Here is a 14,437-nt window from a genome sequence, read left to right as displayed (position 1 = left end):
CGTGACCATCGAGCCCTCCCGCCAGCAGCTCATCGGGCTGCGCACCGCGCCGGTGATCCGGGGCGAGGTCGGCGGCGCCTGGCGCACCGCCGGCCGCGTCGCCATCGACGAGACCCGCGTGCACCACCTCAACGTGAAGGTCGGCGGCTTCGTCGAGCACGACCACTCCACGTTCATCGGCAAGACCGTTCGCCGGGGCGAGCCGCTCTTCGCGATGTACAGCCCCGAGCTCCTGGCCGCGCAGGAGGAGTACCTGCTCGCGCTCCGCACCAGCCGCTCGCTCGCGCAGGGCGGCGCGGAGGGCGCCGGGACCGCGCTGGTGCAGGCGGCCCGGCGCAAGCTGGAGCTGTGGGACGTGCCGGCGGCGGAGATCGCCCGGCTGGAGAAGACCGGCGAGGCCCGCAAGGACCTCACCTTCCACGCGCCGGCGAGCGGCGTCATCACCAAGCGCGACATCGTCCCCGGCATGCGCATCGAGGCCGGCTCGATGCCGTTCGAGATCGTGGACCTCTCCCGCGTGTGGGTGCTGGCGGACGTGTACGAGAGCGAGCTCAGGCACGTGAAGGTGGGCCTGCCCGCCACGCTCTCGCTGAAGGCGTACCCGAACCGCCCGTTCAAGGGGAAGGTCGTGTTCATCGACCCGCTGCTCGATCCCAAGACGCGCACCGCCAAGGTGCGCATCGAGTTCGCGAACCCGGGCGGCGAGCTGAAGCCGGAGATGTTCGGCGAGGTGCTGCTGCACGGCGCGCGGACCGAGGGCCTGGTGATCCCGGCCGACGCGGTCATCGACTCCGGCACGCAGAAGGTGGTGTTCGTGGCCGCGGGCGAGGGCCGGTTCCAGCCGCGCGAGGTGCGGCTCGGCGACGGCGACGGCCGCCACGTCGAGGTGGTGGAGGGCCTGCGCGAGGGCGAGCAGGTGGTGACCGGCGCGAACTTCCTGGTGGACTCCGAGTCCCGGCTGCGCGCGTCGCTCGCGGCCATGGCCTCGGGCGCGAAGCCCGCGCCGCCCGGCGCGGCCGGTGCGCCCCCCGCCGCCGCGCCCGCGGCCGGCGCCGGCGACCACGCGCAGCACGGGGGCCACTAGGCCATGATCAAGCGCATCATCAGCTTCTCGGCGCACAACCCGTTCATCGTCCTCGGCGCCACGATCGTCACGCTGGTCGGCGCGTGGTGGACGATGAAGAACATCCCGCTCGACGCGCTGCCGGACATGTCCGACACGCAGGTCATCGTCTACTCGAAGTGGGATCGCAGCCCGGACATCATCGAGGACCAGGTGACCTACCCCATCACCTCGGCGCTGCTGGGCGCGCCGCGGGTGAAGGCGGTCCGCGGCTTCTCGGACTTCGGCTTCAGCTACGTCTACGTGATCTTCGAGGACGGGACCGACATGTACTGGGCGCGCACCCGCGTCCTCGAGTACCTGTCCAAGATCACCCCGCAGCTGCCGCAGGGGGTGACCACCGAGCTCGGACCCGACGCCACCAGCGTGGGCTGGGTGTTCCAGTACGCGCTGGTGGATCGCACCGGGAAGCACACCTCCGACGAGCTGCGCTCCACGCAGGACTGGTTCCTGCGCTACGCCGTCCAGAGCGTGCCGGGCGTGTCGGAGGTCGCGACCGTCGGCGGCCAGGTGCGCCAGTACCAGATCACCGTCAACCCGAACGCGCTCGCGTCCTACGGGCTGCCCATCGACGCGGTGGTGCAGGCCGTCCGCAGCGGCAACAACGACGTGGGCGGCCGCCTGGTGGAGCTGTCCGGGCGCGAGTACATGGTCCGCGGCCGCGGCTACGTGAAGTCGATCCAGGACCTCGAGAACCTGGTGCTGCGCGCGGAGGGCGGCACGCCGGTGCTGGTGAAGGACGTGGCCACCGTGGCGCTCGGCCCGGAGATGCGCCGCGGCATCGCCGACCTCGACGGCGAGGGCGACGTGGTCGGCGGCATCGTGGTGATGCGCGCCGGCGAGAACGCGCTCAACGTCATCGAGCGGGTGAAGGCGAAGCTCGAGGAGGTGAAGCCGTCGCTGCCGAAGGGCGTGGAGGTGGTGACCACCTACGACCGCTCCGAGCTCATCGGCAAGGCCATCGAGAACGTGAAGGGGAAGCTCCTCGAGGAGATCCTCATCGTCTCGCTGGTGATCCTGGTCTTCCTCTGGCACGTGCCGTCCGCCATCGTGCCCATCGTCACCATCCCGGTGTCGGTCGCGCTCGCCTTCATCCCCATGTACTTCATGGGCCTGAACGCGAACCTCATGTCGCTCGCGGGCATCGCCATCTCCATCGGCGTGCTGGTGGACGGCGCCATCGTCGAGGTGGAGAACGCGTACAACAAGATCCACCACTGGATCGCCGACGGGAAGAAGGGCGACTTCCACAAGGTCCGCCTGGAGGCGCTGCTGGAGGTGGGCCCGGGCGTCTTCTTCTCGCTGCTGGTGGTGGCCGTCGCGTTCATGCCGGTGTTCACCCTGGTGGACCAGGAGGGCCGGCTCTTCCGCCCGCTCGCCTACTCCAAGAACCTGGCCATGGCGATCGCGGCGCTGCTCGCCATCACGCTCGACCCGGCCATGCGCATGCTGTTCGCCCGCGTCGAGCCGTTCCGCTTCCGCCCGCGCCCGGTGGCCTGGGTCGCGAACCAGGTGCTGGTGGGCAAGTACTACTCGGAGGAGCGGCACCCCATCAGCCGCTTCCTGCACCGCATCTACGAGCCGCCCTGCCGGTTCGTGGTGAAGCACGCGAAGACCACGCTGGTCGTGGCGGCGCTGCTCGTCGCCACCTCGATCCCGGCGTACCTCGCGCTCGGCCACGAGTTCATGCCGCCGCTGCGCGAGGGGACCATCCTCTACATGCCGTCGGCGGTGGAGCCGGGCATGTCGGTCGCCGAGGCGCAGCGCGCGCTGCAGGTGCAGGACAAGATCCTGAAGACCTTCCCCGAGGTCGAGCGCGTGTTCGGCAAGGCCGGCCGCGCCAACACCTCCACCGACCCGGCCCCGTTCACCATGATGGAGACCACCATCGTGCTGAAGCCGGAGGCGCAGTGGCGCGAGCAGCCGCGCTGGTACTCCTCGTGGGCGCCGGAGTGGCTGAAGGGCGTGCTGCGCACGGTCTGGCGCGACCGGATCACCGAGGACCACCTCATCTCCGAGATGGACGAGGCGCTCCGGCTCCCCGGCATCTCCAACGCCTGGACCATGCCGATCAAGGGGCGCCTCGACATGCTCTCCACCGGCATCCGCACGCCGGTGGGCATCAAGGTGGCCGGCGCGGACCTCGCCACGGTGGAGAAGGTGGCGAAGGACATCGAGTCGGCGGTGCAGCACGTGCCCGGGACGCGCAGCGTCTACGCGGAGCGCGTGGCCGGCGGCTACTTCCTCGACTTCGTGCTGAAGCGCGAGCAGCTCGCCCGCTACGGCCTGTCGGTGGACGCGGCCAACATGCTGGTGATGACCGCGGTGGGCGGGGACAACCAGACCACCACGGTGATGGGGCGCGAGCGCTACGGCGTGAACGTCCGGTACGCGCGCGACTACCGCGAGGACCTGGACGCGCTGAAGCGGGTGCTGCTGCCGCTGCCGAACGGGCAGGGGCAGATCCCCATGGAGGAGATCGCCGACGTGGTGCTGGCGCAGGGCCCGTCGATGATCCGCGACGAGAACGGGCTGCTGGCCGGCTACGTGTACGTGGACTTCGACACGTCCAAGGTGGACGTGGGCCGGTACGTGGACCAGGCGAAGGCGAAGGTGGCCGAGCTGGTGAAGCCGCCGCCGGGCTACGCCATCTCCTGGAGCGGCCAGTACGAGAACATGATCCGGGTGAAGGAGCGGCTGAAGCTCATCATCCCGGTGACGCTCGTGCTCATCTTCGCGCTGCTCTACATGAACACGAAGAGCGCGTTCAAGGCGTCGCTGGTGATGCTGGCGGTGCCGTTCTCGGCCATCGGCGCGGTGTGGCTGCTGTGGCTGCTCGACTACAACGTCTCGATCGCGGTCTGGGTGGGCCTCATCGCGCTCATGGGCCTCGACGCCGAGACCGGCGTGTTCATGCTGCTCTTCCTCGACCTCTCCTACGACGAGTACCGCAAGAAGGGGCTGGTGAAGGACGAGGACGGGCTGGTCGAGGCCATCATCCACGGCGCGGTGAAGCGCGTCCGCCCGAAGGCCATGACGGTGTTCGCCGCGATGATGGGCCTCTTGCCCATCATGTGGTCCACCGGCACCGGCGCCGACCTCATGAAGCGCATCGCCGCGCCCATGGTCGGCGGCCTCGTGACCTCGTTCCTGCTCGAGCTGCTCGTCTACCCGGCCGTCTACTTCCTGTGGAAGAAGCGCGAGCTCGGCAAGCCGCTGCCGGAGGAGGCGGAGGTCGCGGCGGCGTAGGGGCGGGGCGAGGCGAAGCGGGGTCCCGCCCACTGCGGAACCCCGCTTCCGGTCACAGCTGCGACAGCCCGCCGTCCACCGGGAGCTCCGCCCCGGTGGTGAACGTCGCGTCGAAGGCGAGGAACAGCGCCGCGCGCGCCACCTCGCCCGGCGACCCGATCCGCCCCATGGGCGTGAGCTCGTTCCCCTCCTTCTCGAACGCCGCGACCTCCTCCTTCGACGCACCGGTCACGCCCAGCGTCGGGGTCGCGGTGAAGCCCGGGCTCACCGCGTTCACGCGGATCCCGCGCGGCAGCAGCTCCGTGGCGAACGTCCGCACGAACGACCGGACCGCCGCCTTCGCCCCCGAGTAGGCGCTCAGGCTGGGTACGCCGAGCTCGTCGGCGACGGAGGTCGTGAAGACGAACGCGCCGCCGTCGTGCACGAGCGGCGCGAGCCGCTGCGCCGTGAAGTAGGCGCCCTTCGTGTTGACCGCGAAGGTGCGGTCGTACTCCTCCTCGGTGACGCGATCGAACGGGGTCAGCTTCGAGAACCCGGCGTTGACGAAGGCGGCGTGGATCCGGCCGAGCTCCCGCTCGACGAGCGCGCCGAGCGCGGCGATGTCGGCGAGCTTCGAGGTGTCGGAGCGCACGACCCGCGCGCGCGGTCCGAGCTCGCGCCGCGCCGCCTGCAGGCCCTGCTCGGTGCTTCCGGTGACCAGCACCTCGGCGCCGTCCTCGAGCAGCGCCCTGGCGATCGCCAGCCCGATGCCTGCCGTGCCGCCGGTGACGACGGCCTTCCTGCCGTTGAACCTCTCCATGAAAGACGCTCCTGTTCGTGAATGGAGGGCTCACTTACCGGGCCCTGCGCCGCTGCGCGCCCACGGCCGGATGATCCGGGAGCACGAACGGATTAGGACCCTCTGCATGAACGGACCATCCGACCCGCGCGGAGCGGGCCTCCGCGCCGCGAGCCATCGCAGCGTCGTCGGCGTCGAGCTGCGCGTGACGCCCGCGGGCGACCTCGTGCACCCCGCGATCGCGGACCATCACGTCAGCGTGCACGCCGGGCGCCCGGTTCGCGTCTCCTGCCCCGCGAACGGCGCGCCGTCCATCCGGACGCGCGGCGAGGTGAACGTCTTCCCCGCGGGCGTCTCCGACGCCTGGACCGAGGACGACGAGAGCCGGACGGTGGACGTTCGCGTGCCGGACCCGCTCGTGCGGCGGGTCGCGGAGGAGATGGGCCTCGATCCCGGCCGGGCGAGCATCGCCCCGCGCTATCACCTCCGCGACGTCCGGATCGAGCACATCGCCTGGGCGCTCGAGGCGGAGCGGCGCGCGGGCTTCGCGAACGGGATGCTCTTCCGCGAGAGCCTGGGCCTGGCGCTCGCGGTGCATCTGCTCTCCCGGCACCGCGCGGCGACCGTTCCACGCGGCGGCCTCTCGAAGGACCAGCTTCGTCGGGTGGTCGACTGCGTCGATGCGCACCTCGACGCGGACCTCTCGATCGCGCGGCTCGCGCGCGAGGCGGGCGTGAGCGCGCCGCACTTCAAGGTGCTGTTCAGGCGTGCCATGGGGGTGCCCGTCCACGCGTACGTCGTGCAGCGCCGGGTGGAGCGGGCGAAGACGCTGCTGCTGCGAGGCGGCCTGACGTCCGGCGAGGTCGCGCTGCAGGCCGGGTTCGCGCACCAGAGCCACATGGCGAGGTGCATGCGGCGCGTGCTGGGCGTCACCCCGGGGAGCATCGCGCGCGCTCGCGCGTGAGCCGGGGGCCGCCCGGCAGCCCGGCGCCGATCCCCGCGCGCCTACCGCGCCTCGGCCGCCGCCGCCAGCAGCGCGTCGTTCTCGGCGCGCGTGCCGATGGTGATCCGGATGCAGCCCTCCAGCCCGGCGTAGTGGTCCTGGCGGCGGACCAGGATGCCGCGCGAGAGCAGGTGATCCCAGGCCGCCTTCGCGTCCGGCGTGCGGACGAGCAGGTAGTTCGCGGCGCTGGGGTAGGGCCGCCAGGTCCGGTGCGCGGAGAGGGCCTCGAGCACGCGGGCGCGCTCGGCCTGGATCCGCGTCACCAGCTCGCCGACGTAGCCGGGCGACTCGAGCACCGTCTGCAGGATGGCGCCGGTGTGGACCGGGATGCAGAACGGCGGCAGGCAGGCGCGGACCACCGCCGCCACGCCCGGCGACGCGAGCAGGTAGCCGGCGCGGACGCCGCCCAGGCACCAGGACTTCGAGAAGGTGCGCAGCACCGCCACGTGGCCGTTGGCGCGCGCCAGCGGGCGCGCGTCGCTCCCCGCGAACGCGTGGTACGCCTCGTCCACCACCAGCACCCAGCCCTGCTGGCGGGCGCGCTCGGCGAGCCGCTCCACGTCGCCGGTCGCGAAGAGCTGGCCGGTGGGCGCGTGCGGGTTGGGGAGGAACAGGACGCCGCCGGCGCCGTCCATGGCGGCGAGCAGCGCGTCCATGGGGATGGTGAACCCCGGCGCGAGCGGGATGCCGCGCCACGGCGTGCCGGTCGCGATGCTGCCGCCCTTGTAGTAGGGGAACGCCGGCACCGTGTCGACGACGGTGCGCGCGGCCTGCGTGAGCGCCAGCACGAGCAGGTTCGAGCCCGGCGCGAGCACCACGCCCTGCGGGTCCCAGCCCTCGTGCCGCGCCACGGCGTCCCGCACGTCCTCGGCGTGCAGCTCCGGGTAGCGGTTCCAGGCGGCGCGGGCGATGCGCTCCAGCGCGCGGGCCTTCAGCTCGGGGGGGAGGTCGTCGGGGCTCTCGTTCTGGTCGAGCTTCAGGCGCGCGTCGACCTTCGCGTACGGGTAGTCGGCGACCGAGGCGAGGTGGGGCTTGAACGCGTTCACGCGCGAGAACCTACCACACGGACGCGCAGACCTCCCCCAGTCGGGACGGTCGGAGGCCGGGTCGGGAACTCCCGACACGTCGGCGCGCAACCCCGCGAGATCCGGGGCGGGGCGGGCTGGCAGGGGCCGTGCACAACGAGGGGGCGGATGGCCGGACGGACGGCCCCAGCGAAAAAGGAGAAGGTCATGGCGAACAAGAACAAGGTCCCCGCTCTCGTCGGCGCCGGCATCGGTCTCGCGGTCTTCCTCGCGGTCGCGCTCCTCCCCGCGCTCCTCTACGGCGGCTACGCGGGCGTGCTGCTCGCCGGCGGCATCTTCGGCACCCCGGTCACCGCCTCGATCGGCGTGAAGGCGCTCATCGTCTTCGGCATGGTCCTCGGCGTCACCGCGGTCGCCTCGCTCTTCGCGGTGGCCGGCGCGGCCGCCGGCGCGGCGGTGGGCGCGCTCCTCGGCGCCACCACCCCGGCCGCGAAGAAGGCCGACGAGAAGGCCTAGCGGCCCGAGCTCCGAGGCAACGTCCGGCATCCGCAGGAGGGCCCCGGCACCGCGAGGCGCCGGGGCCTTGCCGTCCCTGGGGCCCCCGCGGCGCTCACCGGGTCCGGCCGAGCGCCGCGTCGATGGTCTCGGCGAGGTAGCCCGCCGCGAGCCCGACCGTGCGCGGCCCCGCGCCCTCGCCGCCCACGATCCCCGGCGCGACCTCCATGACGTCGCCGCCCGCGAGCCCCACCTCGCTCCCCAGCCGGCGGACGAGCGACGAGACGAACGCCGGCGTGAGGCCGCCCGGCTCCGGCGTGCCGGTGGCGTCGGCCCACTCCTGGTCGGTCCCGTCGATGTCGTTCGAGAAGTAGACCGAGGAGACGCCGGTCGCCTTCACGTGCGCCAGGATCTGGTCCAGCGCGGCGCGCGGGTCGGCGAGCACGTCGGCGGCCCAGAACTGCCGCACGCCGAGCGTGGACTCCCAGTGCGCGCGGTCGCGCCCGGAGGCGCGCGTGCCCACCTGCACCAGCCGCCCGCCGCGGCCCACCAGCTCGTTCGCGTGGTACGACCAGGTGCCGAAGCAGTAGCGGATCCCGAGCCGGTCCTCGAGCAGGTCGGTGTGCGCGTCGATCTGCACGATGCCCATGCCGGGCCAGCGCGGCGCGAGCGCCTTCACCACCGGCCACGCGGTGGAGTGATCGCCGCCCACCGCGAACACGCGGGCGCGCGGGTTCGCCTCGAGCACGAGCGCGAGCGCCCGCTCCGCGATGGAGAGCGGCGACACCGGCAGAAGCGCCGCCTCCTCCGCCGGCAGGTCCGGGTAGAGCGCGCGCCGGCTGGCGGCGAGCTGCGCCTCGCCCAGCATGTCGTCGTGGAGGAGCTGCGGGACCACGAACACGTCGCCGAGGTCCACCACGCCGTCGGCGCGGTCGCGCGCGCTTCGCGACGGATCGTCCTCGAGCAGCCGCTCGCGGATGGCGGCCGGCCCCAGGTTCGCGCCGCGGCGGAAGCCCGCCCCCACGTCGGAGGGGATCCCGAGCACCACCGCGCGGGCGGTGGCGGCGCGCTCCAGGTCCTCGCGCCAGCGCGCGCGGATCTCGGCCTCGTCGTCGGCGCCGTAGAGCCGGCGCTGGAGCGCGAGCTGCTCGGACTTGCCGCTGGAGACGAGGTGGATGCCGCCGCCGGCGGGGCGGAGGAGGAGCGCGAGCGTGTCGGTGAGGTTCACGCCCGGAGGTTAGCCCCGCGCGGGCGACGGCGCACCTCCGCGGCGGGGGCGCGGCGCGCCGGCGCGAACCTACTCGGACCGCGACAGGACGAACTTCGCGAACGCGACGTCGGTGCCGGTGACGTGGTCCTGGAGCCACCGCTCGACGAAGGTGGAGACGCGCGCCGCCTGCAGCCCGGGCCCGCCGCGCTTCTCGTGCTCGTCGGAGAGCGCGATCAGGCTCGCGACGAAGCCGTCGTGCTCCGCCTTGTGCTGCGCGTAGCCCGGGTACTCCACCTGCCGCATCCAGGACTCCTCGGCCCCGAAGTGCGTCACGCAATAGAGGCGCAGGTACGAGAGCAGGATGCCGACCTCCTGCCGCGAGGTCTGGCCCAGGCTGGACACGAAGCGCTCGGCGCGGCGGAACAGCTCCTGGTGCTGCGCGTCGATCTCCTCGATCCCGACCGCCAGGGCCGGCGTCCACGCGATCATGGCTCTCCTCGCTCGCTCATCGGGGCGCGCAGCGCCCGCCCGGTGAACGCCGAGAGTACCGCAGGGGCCGGCCTCCGGCCCACCCCACCCGCGCGCGATCGGCGCGGGGGAGCGCCGCGGCTTGCGCTGGATCAGGAGCGGCGCCGCGCCACGGCCCCGAGCGCCCGGGTGCAGCCGTCCACCAGGCGTTCGGCCTCCTCCGGCCCGCCCCAGCCCAGCAGCGCCGGGTTCTTCGGCTCGAAGAAGATGGCCGACAGGAAGAACTGCGCGATCTCGTCGCGGACCCGCGCGGGAAGGTCGTCCGGCGAGCGCAGGTCGTCGCCTCGCGGGTGCTTCACCGGCACCGCCAGGATGCGGTCGTTGCGCACGCGGCCGTTCGATTTCGAGTCCTGCTCCAGGCGCACCACGCCCACCGGGCGGCACGGCACCACCACGCCGGGGAAGCTCACCGCGTCCCAGTAGACGAGCGCGTCCACCGGGTCGCCGTCCGGCGCGCGCGTCCCCGGGACGAACCCCCAGTCGTACGGGTAGGCGAGCCCGAGCGGCAGCGGGCGCGAGACCGTCACCACGCCCAGCTCCGCGTCGTACTTCAGCTTCAGGGTGGCGCCGCGCGGCGACTCCACGACCACGCGCAGCGCGCCGCGCTCGTCGCGCGGGGGGAGCCGGGCGAGGTCGGTCATCCTCTCCACATGCCGGGGCACGCCCCGCCGGGCAATTGCATGACCGGTGGGGACCCGACCGGTGTCCCCGCTCGGCGGGCGGCCGGCCGTGCGCCGCGGGGTCGGCCTGCGCGCGGGCCCCGGCGGCGGTATCCTCGGGGGCGAGGAGGCGCGCGATGCACGAGAACCAGGAGCTCGTCCCGGTGGCGTCGTTCGAGAGCCTCTCCGAGGCCGAGGTCGCGCTCGGCCTGCTCGAGGCCGAGGGCATCGAGGCGGTGGTGCAGGACCGGCCGCTCGCGTCGCTGCTCCCGCCGATCGCGCTCGCGAACGGCGGGCTGGTGCTGCTCGTCCTGCCGGACGAGCTGGAGAAGGCGCGCGAGGTGCTCGCGGCGCCGGACGCGGCCGGCACCGAGGACGCCCCGCTCCCGCCCGGCGGCGCGCCGGGCGAGCGCGAGTGAGGCCTCACCGGGCGTGAATGCGGCCGCTCACGCCTTCCAGGCGCGCACGAACTCGACCAGGGTCCGGACCGCGAAGCCGGTCCCGCCCTTCGCGACGTAGCCCTGCTCCTTGCCGGTGTGCGACGGCCCGGCGATGTCGAGGTGCGCCCAGGGCGCGTCCTTCGCGAACGCGTGGAGGAAGTGGGCAGCGGTGATGGCGCCGCCCCAGCGCTCGCCGGTGTTCTTGAGGTCGGCGCGGTCGCTCTTGAGCTGGTCCTTCAGCGCCTCGGTCATGGGCAGCCGCCACACGTCCTCGCCGGCCGCGCGCGCCGCCGCGAGCACGCCGTCCGCGACCGGGCCGTCCGGGCCGAACAGGCCGGCGGTGCCGTTGCCGAGCGCCACGATGCAGGCGCCGGTGAGCGTCGCCACGTCGATCATGGCCGCGGGCTTCAGGGTGTCCGCCGCCCAGGACAGGACGTCCCCGAGCACCAGCCGCCCCTCCGCGTCGGTGTTGGTGATCTCGACGGTCTGGCCGTCGTGCGCCACGAGCACGTCGGACGGCTTGTAGGCGCGGCCGCCCGGCATGTTCTCGCAGGCGCCCAGCACCGCGTGCACCGGGAACGGGGGCTTCAGCGCGGCGACGACCTGCATGGCGCCGAGCACCGCGGCGCTGCCCGCCATGTCGGTGTTCATGGTGACCATGCTCTCGGTGGGCTTCAGCGAGAGGCCGCCCGAGTCGAAGGTGATGGCCTTGCCGACGAGCACCACCGGCGCCTTCCGCCCGGCGGCGCCGCGCGGCACCCAGCTCACCTTCACCAGCCGCGGCGGCTCCGCCGAGCCGCGCGTGACGCCCAGGAACATCCCCATCTTCAGGGCCTGGATCTCCTTCGGCCCGCGCACCTCCACGGCGAGGCCGGCACGCCGCGCCACCTCGGAGGCCGCGCGCGCGAGCAGCTCCGGCGTGCAGTCGGCCGGGCCCAGGTTCACGAGATCCCGCGCCCACGCCACCGCGCCCGCGAGCCGGCGGGCGAGCTCGAGCGCGTCCTTCACCGCGCGGGCCCTCTCCTGCGACGGCGGCACCAGCACCGACACCTCCGACACGCCGGGCGTCCGCGCCGGATCGTCCTTCTTGTAGCGGGAGAACCGGTAGGTGCCGAGGAGCGCGCCCTCGGCGAGCGCGCGGGCGGCGCCGGGGAGCGCGTCGCCGTCCAGCTCCGGCGCGGCGAGCGCGAGCGTGCGCGCGCCGGCCTTCCCCGCGCCGCGCGCCGCCCTGCCCGCGGCGGCCCGCAGCGCCTCGTACCCGTCGCGCGCCCAGGCCTCCAGCGCCTTCGCGCGCGCGCCCATCCCCATCAGCACCACGCGGCCGGCCCGGGCGCGCCCCAGCGTCGGCAGCGCGAGCTCCTGCCCGGCCTTCCCTGCGAACCGCTCGGCGCGGGCGGCCGCGAGCAGTGCGCCGTCCAGGAGGCGGTCGAGGTCCTTCACCGCGCCGGTCCCGCCGCCGCGGACCTCGTCCTCGAACACCGGCAGCGCCAGCGCGTCGGCCTCCGCCTCCGCCGGCGCCGCCCCTGCCGCCCTCACCGCGATCCGCTCGATGCCTCGGGACATGCGTGCTCCTCCACGGGTGTGTGGAGGCGTCGTTTAGCACGGGGAGGGCGACGGCGCCGCCTCGATGGCGTTCAGCGCCGCCGCGTCCTCCGCCGCCTCGCCCCGGCGCCGGCGCGCGGGCCGGTCGCGGGCGCGACGCCGTCGCGCAGCCACGCCGCCTCGCGCTCCAGCCAGGCGCCCAGCGCCTCTGCGACCGCGGCGACGCGCTGCGAGCGCCGCACGTCCGCGTGCATCACGAGCCACAGCGTGCGCGGCGGCGGCGCGCCGCCCACGTCGACCTGCACCAGCGCCGGGTCGGCGGCCCCGAGGAAGGCCGGCAAGGCCGCGACGCCTCCCCCGGCCGCCGCCGCGGCGTGGATCACCGCGAGGTCGTTGCTGCGCAGCGCGAACGGACGCGCCCCGGCGCGGCGCTCCAGCCACTGCTGCTGCGGCACCTCGCGCAGGCTGTCGTCGTAGCCGAGGAACCGCCAGCCGGAGGGCGCGTGCGCGGCGAGGTAGGCCGGGGTCGCGTAGGCGGCGTAGCGCAGCTCGGCGACGCGGCGCACCACCAGCCCGGGCGCCGACGGGCGCTGCAGGCGCAACGCCAGGTCGGCCTCGCGGCGGTCGAGGCTGGCGCTGCGCGTCTCGGCCACCAGCTCCACCACGATGCCGGCGTGCCCGCCGCGCAGCGCGTCCAGGTCGCGCGCCAGCAGCGCGGTGGCCAGGCTGGGCGGCACCGAGACCCGCACCGTGCCGGACAGGGGCGCGCTGCCCAGCGCCTGGCGCTCGAAGGCGAGCGCGTCGTCCTCGAGCCGCCGCGCCGGCTCCAGCAGCCGCTCGCCCTCGACGGTCGGGCGCCACCCGCGCGCCAGTCGGTCGAACAGGCGCACGCCGAGCGTCGCCTCCAGCGCGTCCACGCGCCGCGCCACGGTGGTGTGCTCGACGCGCAGCTCGCGCGCGGCGGCGGACAGGCTGCCCAGCCGCGCCACCGCCACGAAGTGCCTCAGGTCGTCCCAGTCCAGCATCGTCCGTGCATTTTCGCACACCGGATGGGCGGTCTCCTGGAGGTTCCGTGTGCGGGCGCACGGCCTATCGTGCCGCCATCCACGACCCAGGGAGCCAACCCCCATGCACACCGAAGCCATCCACCTGCACCAGCCCGGCGGCGCCGCCGCGCTGCAGCCGGCCCGCATCCACCTCGCCGCGCCCGGTCCGGGCGAGGCGCTGCTGCGCCATGCCGCCATCGGCGTGAACTACGTGGACGTGTACCACCGCAGCGGCCGCCATCCGCTGCCGCCGGGCCCGGCGGTGCTCGGCGTCGAGGCCGCCGGCGTGGTCGAGGCGGTCGGCGCCGGCGTCGAGGGCGTCGCCGTCGGCGACCGCGTCGCCTGGGCCGGCGGCCCGCCGGGCGGCTACGTCGGCCACCGGCTGATCGCCGCGGATCGCCTGGTGCGCCTGCCGGCCACCCTCGGCGACGACGACGCCGCGGTGCTGCTGCTGCGCGGCACGACCGCGCACATGCTGCTCGCCCGCGGGGCGTCGCTGCGCGCCGGCGACGCGGTGCTGATCCACGCCGCCGCCGGCGGGCTCGGCCTGCTGCTCACGCGATGGGCGAAGCGGCTCGGCCTGCGCACGATCGGCACGGTCAGCAGCGCGGCCAGGGCCGAGGTCGCCCGCGCGAACGGGCTGGACCGCGCGGTGAACTATCGCGCCGAGGACTTCGTGCAGGCGGTGCGCGACTGGACGGGCGGCGAGGGCGTGGCGCTCGCGATCGACGGCGTCGGCGGCGACACGCTGCGCCGCTCGCTCGACGCCGTGCGCCCCTCCGGCACGCTGGCCAGCATCGGCCAGGTCGGCGGCGACGCGGCGCCGGCGGCGCTCGCCGAGCTCGCGAGGGCGCGCTCCGTCGCGCTGGCGCGGCCGAGCGTGCTCCGCTTCATGGAGGACGCGGCACGCTACCGCGAGGGCGCCGCGGCGGTGCTCGCCGCCTGGCGGGACGGCGTGCGCGTGCCGGTGGCGGCGCGCTACGCGCTGCGCGACGCGGCGGAGGCGCATCGCGCGCTCGAGGGCGGCCGCCACGACGGCGCGATCGTGCTGAAGCCGTCCCGCTGAGGGCGGGCGCCCCCCGGCGCGGCGCCGCTACTGCGCCGCCTCGATGCGGCGGACGGCCGTCGGCCGCCTCGGGCGCGCCGCAGGCGGGGACGCGGGTGCTGGTGAGCCGAACAGCCCGCGCTTCTCGGCGCGGGCGGCGGCCGCCTCGCGCAGCCGGGGCAGCGCGGCCGGATCGGCCAGCTCGCCCAGGCGGCGGGCGGCGGCGCGGCGCACGTCGCAGTCCGGGTCGGCGAGGAGCGCGCCGTACGCCGCCTGCCGCTCCACCTCCTCCTC

Annotated in this window: 14 protein-coding genes; 6 read left to right on the top strand and 8 right to left on the bottom strand. The window is 74.4% G+C overall.

The genetic code is table 11. The annotated features are described in order from the left end of the window. Together PSR1_RS14700 and PSR1_RS14695 are read left to right on the top strand one after the other, a co-directional pair. A partial coding sequence (locus PSR1_RS14700) for an efflux RND transporter periplasmic adaptor subunit (RefSeq protein ID WP_059438265.1) occupies nt 1-1,084 on the top strand: 1,084 nt, incomplete at its 5' end. Between the two features lie 3 nt (nt 1,085-1,087). Next, complete coding sequence (locus tag PSR1_RS14695) at nt 1,088-4,372, top strand: efflux RND transporter permease subunit (protein ID WP_059438264.1); 3,285 nt, start codon at nt 1,088-1,090, stop codon at nt 4,370-4,372. Nucleotides 4,373-4,424: 52 nt separating this feature from the next. Here the strand turns inward: PSR1_RS14695 and PSR1_RS14690 are convergent, their stop codons facing one another. After that, nucleotides 4,425-5,171 (bottom strand): SDR family oxidoreductase, encoded by a 747-nt coding sequence (locus PSR1_RS14690; RefSeq protein WP_059438263.1) that lies wholly within the window; start codon nt 5,169-5,171, stop codon nt 4,425-4,427. Between the two features lie 106 nt (nt 5,172-5,277). Here PSR1_RS14690 and PSR1_RS14685 point away from each other — a divergent pair, with 106 nt between their 5' ends. Continuing rightward, complete coding sequence (locus PSR1_RS14685; RefSeq protein WP_059438262.1) at nt 5,278-6,114, top strand: AraC family transcriptional regulator; 837 nt, start codon at nt 5,278-5,280, stop codon at nt 6,112-6,114. A gap of 41 nt (nt 6,115-6,155) precedes the next feature. Here the strand turns inward: PSR1_RS14685 and PSR1_RS14680 are convergent, their stop codons facing one another. Then, nucleotides 6,156-7,199 (bottom strand): histidinol-phosphate transaminase, encoded by a 1,044-nt coding sequence (locus PSR1_RS14680; RefSeq protein ID WP_059438261.1) that lies wholly within the window; start codon nt 7,197-7,199, stop codon nt 6,156-6,158. A 186-nt stretch (nt 7,200-7,385) separates the two neighbouring features. Here PSR1_RS14680 and PSR1_RS14675 point away from each other — a divergent pair, with 186 nt between their 5' ends. After that, on the top strand, nt 7,386-7,694 hold the full coding sequence (locus tag PSR1_RS14675) for a hypothetical protein (RefSeq protein ID WP_059438260.1): 309 nt from the start codon (nt 7,386-7,388) through the stop codon (nt 7,692-7,694). Between the two features lie 94 nt (nt 7,695-7,788). Here PSR1_RS14675 and PSR1_RS14670 read toward each other — a convergent pair whose 3' ends face one another. The 3 genes from PSR1_RS14670 to PSR1_RS14660 form a co-directional block, all read right to left on the bottom strand. Beyond that, on the bottom strand, nt 7,789-8,901 hold the full coding sequence (locus tag PSR1_RS14670; protein WP_059438259.1) for an arginase family protein: 1,113 nt from the start codon (nt 8,899-8,901) through the stop codon (nt 7,789-7,791). Between the two features lie 69 nt (nt 8,902-8,970). Beyond that, nucleotides 8,971-9,372, bottom strand: coding sequence for a bacteriohemerythrin (locus tag PSR1_RS14665; protein ID WP_059438258.1), 402 nt, complete (start codon nt 9,370-9,372; stop codon nt 8,971-8,973). A 131-nt stretch (nt 9,373-9,503) separates the two neighbouring features. Then, the gene (locus PSR1_RS14660; protein ID WP_059438257.1) at nt 9,504-10,052 is read right to left on the bottom strand and encodes an inorganic diphosphatase; all 549 of its coding nucleotides are present in this window, start codon (nt 10,050-10,052) and stop codon (nt 9,504-9,506) included. 155 nt (nt 10,053-10,207) lie between these two features. Between PSR1_RS14660 and PSR1_RS14655 the strand changes: the two genes are divergently transcribed. Then, on the top strand, nt 10,208-10,489 hold the full coding sequence (locus tag PSR1_RS14655) for a putative signal transducing protein (protein ID WP_059438256.1): 282 nt from the start codon (nt 10,208-10,210) through the stop codon (nt 10,487-10,489). A 27-nt stretch (nt 10,490-10,516) separates the two neighbouring features. Here PSR1_RS14655 and PSR1_RS14650 read toward each other — a convergent pair whose 3' ends face one another. After that, entirely contained in the window at nt 10,517-12,073 is a 1,557-nt protein-coding gene (locus PSR1_RS14650) for a leucyl aminopeptidase (RefSeq protein WP_059438255.1), read from the bottom strand. 71 nt (nt 12,074-12,144) lie between these two features. Next, complete coding sequence (locus tag PSR1_RS14645; RefSeq protein WP_059438254.1) at nt 12,145-13,077, bottom strand: LysR family transcriptional regulator; 933 nt, start codon at nt 13,075-13,077, stop codon at nt 12,145-12,147. 103 nt (nt 13,078-13,180) lie between these two features. Here PSR1_RS14645 and PSR1_RS14640 point away from each other — a divergent pair, with 103 nt between their 5' ends. Further along, the gene (locus tag PSR1_RS14640) at nt 13,181-14,164 is read left to right on the top strand and encodes a quinone oxidoreductase (protein WP_059438253.1); all 984 of its coding nucleotides are present in this window, start codon (nt 13,181-13,183) and stop codon (nt 14,162-14,164) included. A 27-nt stretch (nt 14,165-14,191) separates the two neighbouring features. On the opposite strand, the gene PSR1_RS14635 is transcribed toward PSR1_RS14640, so the two are convergent. Next, the coding region (locus tag PSR1_RS14635) for a HEAT repeat domain-containing protein (RefSeq protein ID WP_237757985.1) at nt 14,192-14,437 on the bottom strand (246 nt) is incomplete at its 5' end.

Source organism: Anaeromyxobacter sp. PSR-1, assembly GCF_000964525.1.
Classification (GTDB): Bacteria; Myxococcota; Myxococcia; order Myxococcales; family Anaeromyxobacteraceae; genus Anaeromyxobacter.
This window is presented reverse-complemented; position numbering and strand designations above follow the sequence as displayed.

Bases quoted from the DNA above. Each gene is read 5' to 3' on its own strand.
- PSR1_RS14695 (WP_059438264.1), top strand. From the start codon at position 1,088: ATGATCAAGCGCATCATCAGCTTCTCGGCGCACAACCCGTTCATCGTC.
- PSR1_RS14675 (WP_059438260.1), top strand. From the start codon at position 7,386: ATGGCGAACAAGAACAAGGTCCCCGCTCTCGTCGGCGCCGGCATCGGT.
- PSR1_RS14645 (WP_059438254.1), bottom strand. From the start codon at position 13,077: ATGCTGGACTGGGACGACCTGAGGCACTTCGTGGCGGTGGCGCGGCTG.
- PSR1_RS14660 (WP_059438257.1), bottom strand. From the start codon at position 10,052: ATGACCGACCTCGCCCGGCTCCCCCCGCGCGACGAGCGCGGCGCGCTG.
- PSR1_RS14655 (WP_059438256.1), top strand. From the start codon at position 10,208: ATGCACGAGAACCAGGAGCTCGTCCCGGTGGCGTCGTTCGAGAGCCTC.
- PSR1_RS14665 (WP_059438258.1), bottom strand. From the start codon at position 9,372: ATGATCGCGTGGACGCCGGCCCTGGCGGTCGGGATCGAGGAGATCGAC.
- PSR1_RS14690 (WP_059438263.1), bottom strand. From the start codon at position 5,171: ATGGAGAGGTTCAACGGCAGGAAGGCCGTCGTCACCGGCGGCACGGCA.
- PSR1_RS14685 (WP_059438262.1), top strand. From the start codon at position 5,278: ATGAACGGACCATCCGACCCGCGCGGAGCGGGCCTCCGCGCCGCGAGC.
- PSR1_RS14650 (WP_059438255.1), bottom strand. From the start codon at position 12,073: ATGTCCCGAGGCATCGAGCGGATCGCGGTGAGGGCGGCAGGGGCGGCG.
- PSR1_RS14640 (WP_059438253.1), top strand. From the start codon at position 13,181: ATGCACACCGAAGCCATCCACCTGCACCAGCCCGGCGGCGCCGCCGCG.